Consider the following 16254-nt stretch of genomic DNA (forward strand, 5'->3'; position numbering starts at 1 on the left):
GGTCAATATGTCTACCCTTGTCATTGTCGAATCGCCCACGAAAGCCCGCACCATTCGCAACTTTTTGCCCTCTGGATATCGAGTAGAGGCATCAATGGGGCATGTACGCGATTTGCCACAATCCGCTAGCGACATTCCTGCGGAATTAAAGGGGACTGAGTGGGCAAAGCTGGGGGTGAATGTAGATTCAGAGTTTGAGCCACTTTACATTGTGCCAGACGATAAGAAAAAAATCGTTCGGGAACTTAAATCTGCGCTCAAAGGTGTAAAAGAACTAATCCTAGCCACTGACGAAGATCGTGAGGGAGAAAGTATTTCATGGCACTTATTGCAAATTTTGCAGCCCAAAGTGCCGATTAAGCGCATGGTATTCCATGAAATTACCGCCGAAGCTATTAAGGGGGCGCTGCAAAATTGTCGCCAGATCGACGATCGCCTAGTCCATGCCCAAGAAACTCGCCGCATTCTCGATCGACTTGTGGGCTATACCCTATCGCCTTTGCTGTGGAAAAAAATAGCATGGGGCTTATCGGCAGGGCGGGTACAGTCCGTGGCTGTGCGCGTAATCGTTAACCGTGAGCGTGAGCGTCGCGCTTTCAAATCAGGCAGTTATTGGGATTTGAAGGCAAATCTATTTGCGCCAAAACAAGAATTTCCTGTGCAGCTAGTCTCGGTCGGTGGCGTGAATGTTGCCACGGGCAAAGACTTTGATGAGGCAACGGGCAAAATTGCCAAAGGACGCAAGGTTTTATTGCTAGATGAACCATCGGCGATCGCCCTTAAAGAGCGACTCAATGGCAAGGTTTGGTCGGTTAGCAACCTTGATGAACGTCCTGCCACACGCAAGCCTTCACCACCCTTCACCACCTCAACGATGCAGCAGGAGGCCAACCGCAAACTACGCTTATCAGCGCGGGACTCGATGCGGGTTGCCCAAGCTCTCTATGAGCAAGGCTTTATTACCTATATGCGGACTGACTCGGTGCATTTGTCGCAACAAGCGATTGTGGCGGCGCGGAACTGTGTTACCACCATGTACGGTAGCAACTTCCTCAGTAAAGAGCCTCGCCAGTATGTAACCAAATCTAAAGGCGCACAGGAAGCCCACGAAGCAATCCGTCCCGCAGGTGAGACTTTCCGTACTCCTCAAGAAACAGGTTTATCAGGTCGCGAACTGGCACTCTATGACCTGATCTGGAAGCGCACTGTGGCTTCTCAGATGGCAGATGCTCAGTTAACCATGCTCAGCGTGCAGTTAACCGTTGAGGATGCGTTATTCCGTGCTTCGGGCAAGCGGATCGATTTCGCAGGATTTTTCCGAGCCTATGTTGAAGGGTCTGATGATCCCGATGCGGCGCTCGAAGAAAAAGAGGTGATGTTGCCACCACTCAGGGTTGGTGATCATCCCGTTTGTCGGGAATTAAATACGGTCGGACATGAAACTCAACCTCCTGCAAGATATACCGAAGCGGCGCTTGTGAAAATGCTGGAAAGTGAAGGCATCGGTCGCCCTAGTACCTACGCCAGCATCATCGGCACAATTTGCGATCGCGGTTATGTGCAGTTAGTAAATAATGCTCTCATTCCCACCTTTACCGCCTTTGCGGTTACCAGTCTTTTGGAAGAACATTTCCCCAACCTCGTCGATCCTAGTTTCACTTCCAAAATGGAACAAACCCTTGATGATATCTCCACAGGTAGTGTGGACTGGTTGCCCTATTTGAAAAAATTCTATTCAGGAGAGCAGGGATTGAGCGGTCAGGTAAAAGCCCGTGATAGCTTGATTGATGGCGAATCTGCGAGGACTGTGCATCTCGAAGGTTTAGATGATGATGTTAAAGTCAAAATTGGTAAATTCGGTGCATATATCCAAGTTGGTGAAGGCGATCGCACGGTTAATTCTTCCATTCCCCAAAATCTAACTCCTTCCGATTTAGTTCCTGAAAAGATTGAACTCCTTCTGAAACAGAAGCTAGAAGGGCCTGACCAAATTGGGATTCATCCAGAATTTAATGAACCAATCTTTATGATGATGGGGCAGTATGGCCCCTATGTGCAGCTTGGGCAAGCCACAGAAGCAGTGCCAAAACCCAAACGCGCCTCTTTGCCCAAGGGAATGCAACCTGAAAACGTGACCCTCGATCTCGCAGTGAAGCTGCTTGCCTTACCACGCACCTTGGGCGCACATCCCGACACTGGCAATCGCGTGTTTGTGAATACGGGACGCTTTGGACCCTATGTTTGTCACACTAAGGGCAATGGTGACAAGGATGATAATCGCTCACTCAAGTCCACCGATGATCCTTATACAATCACCTTTGAGCGTGCCTTAGAGCTTTTGGCTCAACCCAAAACTTTGCGCGGGGCTGCCGCAGCCAAAGTATTAAAGTCCCTCGGTAATCATCCCGATGATGAAGATGCGATCGAAATTCTCGATGGGAAATATGGCCCCTATGTAAAGCATGGCAAAGTCAATGTCTCACTTACTAAGGAACAAACTGTCGAAGGTTTAACATTGGAAGAGGCTGTCGCCATGTTGGCAGCTAAGTCGAAAACCACAAAAGGTACCGCTAAACGTGCCACAAAAGCGACGACCAGTAAAACCAAAGCAACTACTGAAACCAAGAAAACTACTACCAAAAAATCTACAACCAAAGCGACGACAAATAAAACCGCAGCCTCTAAAACTGCTGCCAAGACCACCACAAAAGCCACGACTACTAAAAAAGCTGCCGTCACTAAAAAATAAAAAAACATGATGTGAGCTGTATAGCAATTCACATCATGTTTTTTTTAGAGAATGATAAAAATCATGTAGCTATTTGACTAATACTAGATAGAATCTGTATACATGATAGGTAGTCCAGCATAGTTAAAAGCCAAAATCAGATCTTGTGCTGCCCGCTACGCGGGCAGCACAAGATCTTAGACTTTCAGGTTATTTAAGCTGGACTACTTATACAGTATTAAAAATTTAAAAAATTTTAAGTTTTTAAGTTTCTTAGGGTACATGTCACAAAAGTGGTTTAAGGATTTAAACATGTCAAGAAAATTTCAAACCCAGATGATAACGACTGGGAATAGTCGTTTTAAGATACTTTTGGGAACTGCGATCGCATCTTCCCTGATGGTTGGCGGCATTGCTCAAGCCGAGAATACGACTACTTTCGTAGATACTGGGGCAAATTTCAATGCAAATCAGATTGATAAAAGTGTCCCATCACAAGATGTTTCTGGTAGATCGTCCAGCACAGATACTGCAACTGCAACGTCAGTAGCTACCAGTGAATCCATACTGATTAACCAGATTAATCAAGAAGTTAATCCTGTCAGCGACATCGCGCAGAATGTTACATCGGTTTCACAGTTAAGTGATGTCAAACCAACAGACTGGGCTTTTACAGCCTTGCAGTCTTTAGTTGAGCGCTATGGTTGTATTGCAGGCTATCCCGATAGCACCTTTCGAGGCAACCAAGCAACTAGCCGCTATGAGTTTGCCGCAGGGCTGAATGCTTGTTTAGATAAGATCAATGAAATTATTTCTGCGGGCTTGTCAGACAAAGTTAGCCAAGAAGATCTTGCTACCCTACAAAAACTTCAAGAGGAATTTGCTTCTGAGCTAGCGATTCTGCGTGGACGTGTTGATGCGCTCGACGCAAAGACCGCAAAGCTTGAAGCTCAGCAATTTTCAGTAACCACTAAGTTGTTTGGTCAAGCAATTTTTGGTCTCCAAGGAAGGGCTAACAACTCTCCTAGTATCTTTGGGGCAAAGACTCCTGACAATGCCACTAATGTGACCTTTGGCGGCAATGTTCAATTGAGTCTGTTTACACAGCTTGATCCTCGGAGCTCACTACTTACTGGTCTGAGTATTGGCAATCTATCTACAGCTGCAACTGGCAACAATGCGCTCAACAACTCATTTACCAGACTAGGCTATGAGTTTTTCACAGGAGCTAATGGTAATTCAGTTGTACTGAGCGACCTTAGCTATCGTTCTCTTATTGCTGACAACTTTGCGATCATTGCAGGACCAGTAGGAGTTAGCCCAGTTACAGTTTTCCGTGGGCCAGATCGTTATCAGAGCGCAGGTCAAGGTGCAGTTTCACTATTTGCTCAGCGAAATCCGATTCTAAATCTGGGCAACACTACAAGTGGTGTTGGCTTTGACTGGCAAATTGCTGAAAGAACCAGTTTGCAAGCAGTTTACTCGGCTGGAAATGCTCAAACTGCGGCTGGCAATGGCGGATTGTTTGGCGGTAACTATACCCTAGGTGCTCAATTTGTATTTGCACCTGTCAAGCCTGTGGATGTCGCTTTGTACTATCTACGCTCCTATACAAGCAATGCTGGTACAACTAACACCCAATTGGGACTGCTAGGTACAGGTGTGGGTGATGATATTGTGGCAATTAGCCCTGGAGGCGGTGCAGTACCAGTAAGCACGGATGCTTTTGGTAGTACCATCAACTGGCGAGCTTTGCCAACACTCAATTTAGGCGGATGGGTTGGTTTTACATCTTCAACTGTTAGTGGTTTAACAGGTAGTGTACAGACTTTTAACTGGATGTCTTATTTGACTTTTCCTGATTTATTCAAAGAAGGAAACTTGGGTGGTATCTATGTCGGTCAACTGCCTAAAATCACAGGTAGTAGCTTGAGTGGCAATAGCAACGTACCTGACTTTTTTGGTAACCCTCTGTCGCCCACTTCAGGAACTACAACTGGTGGACAAAGCACTAGCACAACCCAATTAGAATTGTTCTATCGTCATCGTATTTCCAACAACATCAGTATTACTCCTGGGTTGATTTTCCTCTTCAATCCTGGCAACCGTGTAGGTAGCGATACGACAACGATTGGCGTTCTGCGTACTACATTTTCCTTCTAATGCAGCAAGGTAAGAGTTAGTTTACAAACTAAAACCAAAGAAGTAAGTTGCGGTGCTTCGCACCGCAACTCATAATCTGGTTTTATTTCTTAAAAAAAGCTTGCATTACTACACACTAACAAACCAATACATTGTTATGGAGCTAAATCGATCATGCTAAAAAAATCACTTTTCGCTATGGCAATCGCTCTAGCTAGTTGCAGTTTGGTTCATCTTCCTGCGGCGGCTGAGTCAGAAGAGAACAAGCCAGAATTTCCTCCAGTTAACTTTATCAATTCTAATGGCACTGGTGAGCTGACCTCGTTTATAACCATGACTATCAACGGTATTTCGATTAAATCCAACACTCCCTTCCCTGTAAGTGGTGAAATACCGAATTTCATTTTGCCAACACCTCCAGAACCAGAACACAAGGGATGCGGATGGAACCCTAGTTAAACTATATTAATCGCCAAAAAATAGGATAGCTGTACAGTAGTACAGCTATCCTATTTTTTTGGCTGCATAGTTAGCCCATGGCAGGCATCACTCTTGGTAACTCAATGCGGTGTTGCTGAGCAGCAGGGCGACGAGTACGACCAGAGAGACGGAAACTTAGGCTTTGCAATTCAATATGTAGCTGACGGTTTTCCTTTTGCAAAGCTTCGATTTTTTGCTTGATTGGCACAATCCGCTCCGCAAACTTGGCGCGATAAATATTTGGCAATTCTTGAACTACTTGCTCAAGCATTCGATTGCGATCGCTCATTTCTTGAATCGTCTGTCGTAAGTCGATAGCTTCGCGATCGCGTTCTTGAACTTGGGCTTGGGTAAGCACTAGTTGATTTTCGACCAATGCCAATTTCTCGGCTAAAAGACGCATTTCCTCAGAATGTTGTTCATGAATTTCAGCATTAGGCAAAAAAGCGGTGTTTCCCTTCACCAAACGAAAAAGCTCTTCGGAAAGCTGTTGTACTAGCAGATCCTTTTGTTCTAAATCGACCTTAAGTAAATTTATTTCCTTCTGAAGAGTCTCTGTAACATTTTCGGAAGGGTTGACGGGAGCATTTACTGTGGCATTCATAGGTGCAACTTGATTAGGGAATTTAGGCTAAGATACACATCACACAAGTACCTGATTAGCAATTTATTCAACCCACAAAGCATAATCGCGCATGAATTTCCCCAAGAGCAACGCTCAACAGCTAGCACATAGTCATTTAGACGTTGTGCCTTTGCAAGTTGATCTGGAAGAACATATTATTTACTAACAAAGTACACAAATCAACTGTTATGGAGCTAAACCGACCATGTTAAAAAAATTTTTTTTCGCTATGGCGATCGCCATAGCTAGTTGCAGTTTAGTTCATCTGCATGCGGTTGCGGAGTCAGATGATGACAAACAAGAGTTTCCCCCAGTTAACTTTATCAATTCCAATGGGACTGGAGAACTAACCTCTTTTATCACCATGACTGTCCACGGTATCTCGATTAAGTCTAATACACCTTTCCCTGTAAGTGGTGACATTCCGAATTTTACTCCACCAGCTCCAAAACCTTCTCCAACAACCAGGGCAACATCTTTCCCAACACCTTTTGCAACATTTTCACCTCAGCCTAACTGAGGCTCATTGTAGTTCTTAACCTGTAGCTAAAACCGCAAAAAATAGGATAGCTGCACAGAGTAGTACAGCTATCCTATTTTTTTGCAGAACAGTTAGCCCATCGCAGGCATGACTCTTGGTAACTCGATGCGGTGTTGCTGAACAGCAGGGCGACGAGTACGACCAGAGAGACGGAAACTTAGGCTTTGCAATTCAATATGTAGCTGACGGTTTTCCTTTTGCAAAGCTTCGATTTTTTGCTTGATTGGCACAATTCGCTCCGCAAACTTGGCACGATAAATATTTGGCAATTCTTGAACTACTTGCTCAAGCATCCGATTGCGATCGCTCATTTCTTGAATCGTCTGTCGTAAGTCGATAGCTTCGCGATCGCGTTCTTGAACTTGGGCTTGGGTAAGCACTAGTTGATTTTCGACCAATGCCAATTTCTCGGCTAAAAGACGCATTTCCTCAGAATGTTGTTCATGAATTTCAGCATTAGGCAAAAAAGCGGTGTTTCCCTTCACCAAACGAAAAAGCTCTTCGGAAAGCTGTTGTACTAGCAGATCCTTTTGTTCTAAATCGACCTTAAGTAAATTTATTTCCTTCTGAAGAGTCTCTGTAACGTTTTCGGAAGGGTTGACGGGAGCATTTACTGTGGCATTCATAGGTGCAACTTGATTAGGGAATTTAGGCTAAGATATATATCACACAAGTACCTGATTAGCAATTTATTCAACCCGCAAAGCATAATCGCGCATGAATTTTCCCAAGAGCAACGCTCAACAGCTAGCACATAGTCATCTAGACATTGTGCCTTTGCAGGTCGATCTGGAAGAACACACATTGCTACTCGTGGCACAAGCAGCTCTCGAATTACAAACAAACTTACTTAAAAGCTCAATTTCTCACGCTCAAACAGTTACTGGGAGCTTAGTTCTTAAGGCTACACTCAAACATACATTACAATCACTCATTAAATATACAGAGGCTGAAGAGGGGAGTATTTTTTTGATTGATGAGGATAGGGTAATCATGGAGAGTATTTTGGCTCGTGGCCCCGTCACTCGTGATATTAAAGATTTATTGATTTCTCAAGTTTTAGATGATGGTCTAGCGGGGTGGACATTACGTCATCGGCAAATTGGGTTAGTGACTGATACGGTACTTGATAATCGCTGGGTACAATTGCCGAACCAACCCTATGTTACTCGGTCAGCACTGGCAGTTCCTTTAATTTATGGCATTGATCCGATTGGGATCATTACGCTCACCCATGCACAGCCTCATCATTTTGATGAGGCGATCGCAGTGATGTTGCAATGCAGCATGGAATCAATCACGGCAATTATTGTCAATGCTCGACTCCATGCTGAATATAACCCTCTAGGCGCAAAATAGCCCCAGTAATGCCCCGAATTTAAAGTTACTTGGAATCTCTAAATTATGAAGAGGGAGCAATGGAAATAGGGCTTAGTTTCAGATCAGGATGATCGGATTTAATTTGGTCTAAATTCCAGTCATTTCTAAATAGCAATACTGGTTGCTCCCAACGGTCTTTGACAACAAAGGTATTAAATAGCCGTCCCACTTTTTCCAGAGCCTCCCAGCCGTCAACCACCCATCTTGCTACGGAATAGGGCAGGATATCTAAATAGGTTTCTACGCCATATTCTTGGGCGAGACGAAACTGGACAACTTCAAACTGCAACTGTCCGACCGCAGCAAGGACAGGATCACGCTTGCTTTCATCAACGGAATTAAGAATTTGTACTGCACCTTCTTCTTGTAACTCCGATACGCCTTTATTAAAGCTTTTGTATTTGGTGGGGTCGGTATTTCTGAGATAAGCAAATAGTTCTGGGGAAAAGGAAGGAATTTCGGGATAGCGCAGCCTTGAACCGACACAAACTGTGTCCCCAATCACGAAACTTCCCGGATTATTTAAGCCCACGACATCCCCTGCATAGGCAGTCTCGACGGTTTCACGGTCTTGAGCAAACAGCTTTTGCGGACGCGATAGGCGCATTTGCTTTCCTGTCCGCGCATGAGTAACGACCATATCCTTTTCAAACTTGCCCGAACAAACTCGCAAAAAGGCGATGCGATCGCGGTGTTTGGGATCCATATTTGCTTGTAGCTTAAAGACAAAGCCTGTGAATTCAGGATGAGTGGGGGCAATTTCACCACGATCGCTGTTATGGATGGTGGGTTTGAGGGCATATTCGAGGAATGCTTCGAGGAATAGTTCTACGCCAAAGTTATTCATGGCACTACCAAAGAATACAGGGGTGAGCTGTCCTGCATGAATGGCGGCAAGGTCGAGGTCAACGCCAATACCATCGAGTAACTCTAAGTCTTCGAGTAACTGGATGTACAGGTGGTGTGGAATTAAGGACTCAATATCAGGATCATCGAGAGGAATACTGTTATCTGCGGCTTTTTGACTACCGTGCGAGCCTGTTTTTTGGAACAGATGCACTCGTTGGAGGCGGCGATCGTATACGCCTTGGAATTGATCGCCTGTGCCGATCGGCCAGTTGACGACATAGGTGGCTAGTCCCAATTCTTGCTCAATTTCATCAATCAGTTCTAGAGGGGTCATGCTCGGACGATCAAGTTTGTTGATGAATGTAAATATGGGTAGCGATCGCATTCGACAAACTTCAAATAATTTGCGGGTTTGCGTTTCTAATCCCTTTGCCGCATCGATGAGCATGACAGCATTGTCTGCCGCCGCAAGGGTGCGATAGGTGTCTTCACTAAAATCTTGGTGACCAGGGGTATCGAGCAAATTTAGTAAATGCTTTTGATATTCAAATTGCATCACCGTTGAGGTAATGGAGATACCGCGTTGCTGTTCCATTTCCATCCAGTCAGAGGTGGCACTGCGTTGCGAGCGCTTAGCTTTGACTGCGCCCGCTTCTTGGATTGCACCTCCGTACAGCAATAATTTTTCGGTGAGGGTAGTTTTACCTGCGTCAGGGTGAGAAATGATCGCAAAATTACGGCGGCGATCAACCTCTAATCCTAACTCAGCGGCAACGGGATCAATTTGCATAGGTATTTGTGGCTTGAGTATTTATGGCTTGGATATATTGTGGATATATTTTTTAAGTCGTTAATTCTATTTACGCATAGCGCAGGGCTAGATGTTGAATTGCCTATTAATTTGCTTGAATTTGCTTGGTGTAGTTTTACCAATTGGGCGTTGGATTCACTCTAAAAATTGCGATCGCAATTGATAATGCTAAAACTTTGTGAGGAGCTAACCATAATTAAAACCAAAAATCAGAGCGTGAGTCGCCCGCTTCTGGTTTTTAAGGTTGGTTATTTATGCTGAACTACGTTAATGCTAAAACAAGGAGTAATTGTTTTACATCATTTAGGCATTTCCGCACAAACCAATGAAACCTTCTCAAACCTCTCAAACTTCTATCTCATCTTTAAACTTTCCCATTGAAAAGTTACCGGGGTTGAGTGCGGAAGATTGCCAAAAGCTCAAAGATCACGGTATACAGACAACTCGCAGTTTAATCAAAAAGGCTGGGTTTAAAAGATCTGAAAAAGAAGCTTTTGCGATCGCAATTGGGGTAAGACTGCAACTATTGACTAAATGGTTAGCCTTTGCTGATTTGGCGCGTATCCCTGCGGTGGGTTTACAGCATTGCGGAATCATCGTCCATAGCGGCATTGTTTCCCTAGAGCAACTGTCCCAAACTCCTCTGGACAAGCTGCACAAGCAAATTCTCCGCCTGCAAGTGCAACAATTTCGGCGAGCCGATCTTTGCCCCGACATAGCAGAAATGGCAATTTGGGTTAAGCAAGCTCAACAATTGCTGAGAAGTTCAGTATGAGTAAACTAAAACCAGAATTTGAGTCGCTAGCGTAGCTGGCGACTCAAATTCTGGTTTTGATAAAAATAATTATCAAAATAATTGACGATTGGACTAGCTTAAAGTTAGTATAATGAGTTCTGAATCCAAAAACTGTAAAGCCATGCCGCTCCCGATTGTTGCCGTTGTCGGTCGCCCCAATGTGGGCAAATCCACGCTCGTAAACCGCCTGTCGGGAGAGCAATATGCGATCGTCTTCGATCAACCAGGAGTAACCCGCGATCGCGTCTATCGTGAATGTTTTTGGGGAGCGCATGAGTTCCAAGTCGTCGATACTGGCGGACTGGTATTCGATGACGAGACTGAATTTTTACCGATGATTCGGGAACAAGCAGAAATTGCCATCCGTGAGTCAGTCGCCGTCATTTTTGTAGTTGATGGTATGGCAGGCATTACCGATGCTGATGAGCAGTTGGGTGGCTGGTTACGCCGCCAAAATATTCCTGTACTACTTGCCGTTAATAAGTGTGAAGGCTCTAAGTATGGACTTTCATTAGCCGCAGAATTTTGGAATTTAGGCTTAGGTGAGCCAATTCCCATGTCGGGAATCCATGGCAACGGCACGGGCGAATTATTAGATGAGTTAATTAAGCATTTACCACCCCCCGAAGAAGTCATTAAGGAAAGCGATGAAATTAAAGTCGCCATTATTGGTCGTCCTAATGTCGGTAAATCGAGCTTACTCAATGCTTTCATTGGCGAAAATCGCAGTATCGTTAGTCCCATCTCTGGCACTACCCGCGATGCAATCGACATGTCAGTCGAGCGCGATGGCAAAAAATATCGCTTGATCGATACCGCAGGTGTACGCCGCAAAAAGAATATTGACTACGGTATTGAATTTTTTAGTATTAACCGTGCCTTTAAGGCGATCGGTCGTTCCGATGTAGTGTTATTGGTAATTGATGCCCTTGATGGTGTTACCGATCAAGATCAAAAGCTGGCTGGCAGAATTAACGATGAAGGTAAAGCCTGCGTCATCGTTGTCAATAAATGGGATGCGATCGAAAAGGATTCATATACCATTTACGACTACACTGCCGAGGTCAAAAATCGCCTCATGTTTGTCGAATATGCGCCGATTATATTTGTCAGTGCGCTTACAGGTCAGAGGGTTACACAAATCCTCGATCGCGTTGACATCGCCGCCGAGCAACACAAGCGCCGCGTCCCTACGGCAATTCTCAATGAAGCTCTCACGGAAGCAATCACATGGCACGCACCACCGACCAGTCGTGGCGGCAAACAGGGCAAGGTCTATTACTGCACCCAAATCTCCGATAGTCCTCCCACGATTATTCTGTTTGTTAACGATCCCCATCGCTTTAACGACAACTACAAGCGCTACATCGAAAATCAATTCCGCAAATCTCTTGGTTTTGAAGGTACGCCCCTCAGATTTATCTGGCGCGGCAAAAAAGACCGCGAAGTCGAGAAGTCCAAAAATTCAGCATTAAGATAAAGAAAATGGGCGCGTTGCGCCCATTTTCTTTTTGAATACCAAGGCTAAATACTAAAATTGCAATACAGTGAATAAACCTAATTAAGGATGACAACGCTTATGTCTCGTTTACCTCTTTCCCTCGCAACCGCTTTTAGTCGCCGTAACGCTCTCAAAATTATTAGCGGTCTGCACAATTTCGATCGCAATTCCGTAAAAATGGTGGTGCAAGCCGCCGAGCACGGTGGTGCAACTTTTGTTGACATCGCGGCTGATGCTGAGTTAATTGCGATCGCAAAGGCTAACTGCTCGTTGCCCATTTGTGTATCGGCAGTCGAAGCACAGAAACTCGCAGAAGCTGTTGCTAATGGCGCAGATCTGGTCGAAATCGGTAACTACGATAGCTTCTACGCTCAAGGTCGTGTATTTACTGCCGATGAAATCATTGCTCTTACCACAGAAACTAGAGCCTTGTTGCCTCGCACCGCTATTTCGGTAACCGTTCCCCATACCTTGCCTCTCGATGAGCAAGTCACCCTTGCGGAAAAGCTCGAATCAATCGGCGCTGACATCATCCAAACTGAAGGTGGTACAAGCTCTGCGCCAACCCATGCTGGTGTACTTGGCGCGATCGAAAAAGCATCGCCAACCCTCGCTGCCGCCCATGCTATTAGCCGCGCAGTTTCCATTCCTGTAATGTGTGCTTCTGGTTTGAGCAATATTACCGCTCCAATGGCGATTGCTGCTGGCGCGTCAGGTATTGGTGTTGGTTCTGCTGTTAATCAATTGAATGATGTGGTTTCGATGATTGCGACTGTTCGCTCTCTTAGAGAAGCAATCGATAGTAATGTTGCGAACCAAGCAGTTGTGTAATCGATATTTGCTTAACTTTTTGTAAGTAAATTAGCAAAATCAATAAACAAAAAGGCGATCGTGATGAATTTTCAACAGTTCATTGCGATCGCCTTTCGCCACCAGAAGACAATGAACAGCCTACAAATAGCTATAGATTACATTCAGGAGATTGCTGATGGCGCAAATTAGCACTCGCCTTTACTGGTTGTTCCAATCACTCATTACTTTTGCTCCCTATCTGCTGGGGGGATTGCTAGCGGGTACGCTCGTTTTAGCGCTAGGTGTTTTCATCGCCCGCTTCCTTCTATGGGATTGGTTACTACCTTTTGAAGAGTCATGTTTGCTAACTCTCAAAGAATGGACTAATCCAACCCTAGATAGATATATGATGGCTCTAACTTGGATGGCTCAGGGCGAAATTACCATTCCTATACTTATTGCGATCGCAGGAATTCTTATTTATCGCAACGAGGAGGTTCCAGCTCTGATCTTAGCGATCGGACTAAGCGGTTCATGGTTGCTTAATGGCATTTTCAAGTCTTTCTTCCGCCGCAAACGACCTGATCTATGGGCATCTTCTAAACGTCCGATGGATTACAGTTATCCTAGCGGTCATTCCATGAGTGCCATTTCCTTTTACGGTTTATTAGCAGCGATCTTCACGCAGTCTCTAGGTATTTCTCTATGGCTTACTGCTCCCTTGGCAGTGTTTTTAACCTTGGGTGTTGGCTTTAGTCGAATGTATTTTGGTGTACATTGGCCAACAGATGTCCTGAGTGGATGGGTTGCTGGCGGCATCTGGCTTACCTCATGCTTGTACGGACTAGTTCAAATTAGTGGAATTTAAACTGAGATTGATGGGCGATCGGTGGAAATGCTCTCATCCTGCTCTGGCAAACCATAGCTGTTGTTTTCGTCAGCGAACTTTAATAGCAACTCAGGCGTAGGTACACAAATCCAAAGGGCATCTGGAATTACTTCAACAGTGATGGGGGTAACACCTAGGCACTGTCCATCGGCATGAACTTCTAATGGTGGATAACTCTTAATTTCAATCTTAGCGGCTCGATGAGTATTAAGCCGTTCATGGGGAAGTCGTTCACCTCGCATAGCCGTAAAAAAGTGACGCATATGATCCCATTTAGAAGGGTTATCAATATACACTACGTCAAGCTTGCCGTCATTCATTTTTGCATCAGGCGCTAAGGCAAATTGCACTCCATAGCGAGGACTGTTGCAGATATTGACTTGCAAGATGCGTAAACGACGCATCCGTCTGCCATCAAGGCGCAAGACCAAGCGGTGCTGTTTAAATTGCCAAAAAGCTTGAATACCTGAGAAGAAACTTTTAAAAGCCGCCCAATAATTGTTCTTGATTCCTTCTTTGAGTTCATCTCCCCAAGGAAAGAGGGTCGCTTCTAGCCCCACGCCTACCACTTCCACAAAGTAATGATTGTTTGCCTTACCCATATCAAACCGACCACGCACTCCCTCTACCAGAGTCTGAATGGCTTGAGATAAATCGTTGGGAATATCTAAGCTAGCGGCAATGTTATTACGTGTTCCCATCGGAATAATGCCTAGCACAGTTTGAGTATGCATTAACCCTCTTGCTACAGCTTCAATCGTGCCATCGCCTCCCGCTACAATCACAAGTTCAGCACCTGCTTTAGCAGCCTCAGCGGATAGACCCTCGCCATCTTCATCGGGTGAAGTTGCACATAGTTCAGCTTCAATGCCTTGATTTTGCAAAGCCTCGACAATTTCCGTTGACAGATCAGGTTTGTCAGCAGGGCCAGAAGTGGGATTGATGATGAGGCGGGTATGCATCTCTGTCGTTTTCCGATTGGTTTGAAGTTGAAACTATTGTAAACACTCAGGATAAGAGCCTTCTCATGCACGCTTACTTAGCAAAAGATCTACAGTTCAATAATTTAGATGGGTTCAATAAGCGAGCCAAGAGAACTCAAGTTTTAGAACTATAGCAGTTAGTTAAGACTTTCCCTTCCCTCCATAAGCTGATCTATCAAACTGAAGAGATTACCCTACCGACCCATAATACCAAAACACAAAACGGCTATGCCGTTTTGTGTTTTTAAAATCCTTGCTAGGTCTGGTTTTCAATCCACAAAAGTGTTGTCACACTTTTGTGGATTGGTATTAAGAGAGTGCTTGCGAAGCTAAGGGAGACGATTGAAGTGAAAGTTCTATTAAGGTTTTACTACAGTTTGTTTCGTAATAAATCAGGTTAATCAAATCACTCACAAACTCAAATATTCCCTTGTCATGGTGTTTACATAGATAACTTCTCTTATTAACTATTCAAGGAGTATTTAATTGAAGCTTGTCATGGAAATCTTCCATCGTTTAGAAAACCTCCTCCAAGATGCTGAGAAGAACTTTGAAATCATTAACACAGTAATCGTTTAGGATGAAATCAAAACGCTGAGACGAAGCTAAATGTCCAAAAGATGATCGAAAAAGCAACTGAATTAATAGAAAATTCAGCGCTTGTAAGAACAAAATTCAAACTAACTGCCCAAAATAACAGGAAAAAATCATGATTCGTACTAATCAGACAGAAGAAGTTTTTACAGAGCGTCGTAGTAATAATGGTAATGGTGTTACAGAGTTTAGCGATCGCATTCATTGGGGCGCAATCATCGCAGGATTAGTGATAGCCATAAGCTCTCAATTATTGCTAAGTGCGATCGGTGCAGCAATGGGATTTGGTAATATTGCGGGTTCGGGCGCACCTCGCTCTGACTCAGGTGATGTTGCTGGAGCCGTTGGCATCTGGACAATCATTAGTCTATTTATTTCTTTATTTATCGGTGGTTGGATAACCGCAAGATCTTTCGGATCGGTAAATCGGAGTACGGCTGCTCTCAATGGAGCGATTCTCTGGGCAACAACTCTAGCAATTAGCTCTTTTTTATTAGCTATTGGAGTCACTGGTGCTTTTGGTTTAGCAGCCGCTAATGCCGATAGGATTGCTAATCAGGCCCAACAAAATGGAATTACTATTCCTGATGTAAGAAATAGTATTCCTTCTGGAGGAGAGGCTCCAAATGCTGGAGTAACACCAAGTCCGATTCCTACTCTGAGCGCTCAACAAACCCGTGAGGTTGCTTCTAATGGATCTAAGGCTAGCTGGGGTTTTACTTTTGGCTCATTGTTAGGACTTGCGGCGGCAATGGCTGGAGCAACCGTTGGCGCTCGTAGTCTACATATTCAAAGAACCAACTATAACGGTCATAGCCAAGCATAAGTAAAGTGTTAGATATAATTTCTTATCGCTAACATCACTACAATAATGAACTTTGTTTATGTAAAAACACCCTGTTGAAAATGTTTCAACGGGGTGTTTTTATATGGCACTGGTTTTGTGAGATGGTTCAGACATAAGCATAAAATCAGCTAATCAAAAGCGCGATCGCCTAATCTTGTAGCTAAAATCTAAGTACAGGACAAAAATTTAATAGAGTTAAAGAAGGCTTGAGAATTGAGATGAAGGTCAAAGATAATATGCCGAAGAAAATCAAAGCCAAGCCGAAAGATACTCTTAGGAAAGTGACCATGCTTTTT

Annotated in this window: 14 protein-coding genes and 1 pseudogene; 10 read left to right on the forward strand and 5 right to left on the reverse strand. The window is 44.4% G+C overall.

What is annotated here, in order from left to right; genetic code table 11:
* Nucleotides 1-7: 7 nt before the first annotated feature.
* The 3 genes from topA (at nt 8) to H6F41_RS11420 (ending at nt 5329) form a co-directional block, all read left to right on the forward strand.
* A complete protein-coding gene (gene topA / locus H6F41_RS11410) occupies nt 8-2749 on the forward strand; it encodes a type I DNA topoisomerase (protein ID WP_190403604.1) in 2742 nt (913 codons plus the stop codon).
* Nucleotides 2750-3040: 291 nt separating this feature from the next.
* Nucleotides 3041-4891 carry an iron uptake porin gene (locus H6F41_RS11415; RefSeq protein ID WP_190403605.1) on the forward strand — a complete coding sequence of 617 codons (1851 nt, stop codon included), beginning with the start codon at nt 3041-3043 and terminating at the stop codon, nt 4889-4891.
* Between the two features lie 177 nt (nt 4892-5068).
* Nucleotides 5069-5329 (forward strand): hypothetical protein, encoded by a 261-nt coding sequence (locus tag H6F41_RS11420; RefSeq protein ID WP_190403606.1) that lies wholly within the window; start codon nt 5069-5071, stop codon nt 5327-5329.
* A 70-nt stretch (nt 5330-5399) separates the two neighbouring features.
* Here the strand turns inward: H6F41_RS11420 and H6F41_RS11425 are convergent, their stop codons facing one another.
* The gene (locus H6F41_RS11425) at nt 5400-5954 is read right to left on the reverse strand and encodes an Npun_F5560 family protein (RefSeq protein WP_190403607.1); all 555 of its coding nucleotides are present in this window, start codon (nt 5952-5954) and stop codon (nt 5400-5402) included.
* Between the two features lie 226 nt (nt 5955-6180).
* On the opposite strand from H6F41_RS11425, the gene H6F41_RS11430 reads away from it, so the two are divergent.
* Nucleotides 6181-6495, forward strand: a complete 315-nt coding sequence (locus H6F41_RS11430; protein WP_190403608.1) for a hypothetical protein — start codon at nt 6181-6183, stop codon at nt 6493-6495.
* A 92-nt stretch (nt 6496-6587) separates the two neighbouring features.
* Here H6F41_RS11430 and H6F41_RS11435 read toward each other — a convergent pair whose 3' ends face one another.
* A complete protein-coding gene (locus H6F41_RS11435; RefSeq protein WP_190403609.1) occupies nt 6588-7142 on the reverse strand; it encodes an Npun_F5560 family protein in 555 nt (184 codons plus the stop codon).
* Nucleotides 7143-7233: 91 nt separating this feature from the next.
* Between H6F41_RS11435 and H6F41_RS11440 the strand changes: the two genes are divergently transcribed.
* Nucleotides 7234-7875, forward strand: a complete 642-nt coding sequence (locus H6F41_RS11440; RefSeq protein WP_190403610.1) for a GAF domain-containing protein — start codon at nt 7234-7236, stop codon at nt 7873-7875.
* Nucleotides 7876-7918: 43 nt separating this feature from the next.
* Here H6F41_RS11440 and prfC read toward each other — a convergent pair whose 3' ends face one another.
* Nucleotides 7919-9535, reverse strand: a complete 1617-nt coding sequence (prfC, locus tag H6F41_RS11445; RefSeq protein ID WP_190403611.1) for a peptide chain release factor 3 — start codon at nt 9533-9535, stop codon at nt 7919-7921.
* A 346-nt stretch (nt 9536-9881) separates the two neighbouring features.
* On the opposite strand from prfC, the gene H6F41_RS11450 reads away from it, so the two are divergent.
* The 4 genes from H6F41_RS11450 to H6F41_RS11465 all read left to right on the forward strand — a co-directional run bounded on the left by H6F41_RS11450 (nt 9882) and on the right by H6F41_RS11465 (nt 13513).
* The gene (locus H6F41_RS11450; protein ID WP_190403612.1) at nt 9882-10331 is read left to right on the forward strand and encodes a DUF4332 domain-containing protein; all 450 of its coding nucleotides are present in this window, start codon (nt 9882-9884) and stop codon (nt 10329-10331) included.
* Nucleotides 10332-10473: 142 nt separating this feature from the next.
* Nucleotides 10474-11832 (forward strand): ribosome biogenesis GTPase Der, encoded by a 1359-nt coding sequence (der, locus tag H6F41_RS11455; protein ID WP_190403619.1) that lies wholly within the window; start codon nt 10474-10476, stop codon nt 11830-11832.
* 99 nt (nt 11833-11931) lie between these two features.
* A complete protein-coding gene (locus H6F41_RS11460; RefSeq protein ID WP_190403613.1) occupies nt 11932-12684 on the forward strand; it encodes a DUF561 domain-containing protein in 753 nt (250 codons plus the stop codon).
* Between the two features lie 157 nt (nt 12685-12841).
* Entirely contained in the window at nt 12842-13513 is a 672-nt protein-coding gene (locus tag H6F41_RS11465) for a phosphatase PAP2 family protein (protein WP_190403614.1), read from the forward strand.
* On the opposite strand, the gene H6F41_RS11470 is transcribed toward H6F41_RS11465, so the two are convergent.
* Entirely contained in the window at nt 13510-14496 is a 987-nt protein-coding gene (locus H6F41_RS11470; RefSeq protein WP_190403615.1) for a diacylglycerol/lipid kinase family protein, read from the reverse strand. The genes H6F41_RS11465 and H6F41_RS11470 overlap by 4 nt on opposite strands.
* A gap of 730 nt (nt 14497-15226) precedes the next feature.
* On the opposite strand from H6F41_RS11470, the gene H6F41_RS11475 reads away from it, so the two are divergent.
* Nucleotides 15227-15937, forward strand: a complete 711-nt coding sequence (locus H6F41_RS11475; protein ID WP_190403616.1) for a hypothetical protein — start codon at nt 15227-15229, stop codon at nt 15935-15937.
* 188 nt (nt 15938-16125) lie between these two features.
* Here H6F41_RS11475 and H6F41_RS19495 read toward each other — a convergent pair.
* Nucleotides 16126-16254 (reverse strand): annotated as a pseudogene (locus tag H6F41_RS19495) (IS4 family transposase); the annotation flags it as partial.

Origin of the sequence: Pseudanabaena mucicola FACHB-723, from assembly GCF_014696385.1 — a bacterium.
Lineage (GTDB): Bacteria > Cyanobacteriota > Cyanobacteriia > Pseudanabaenales > Pseudanabaenaceae > Pseudanabaena.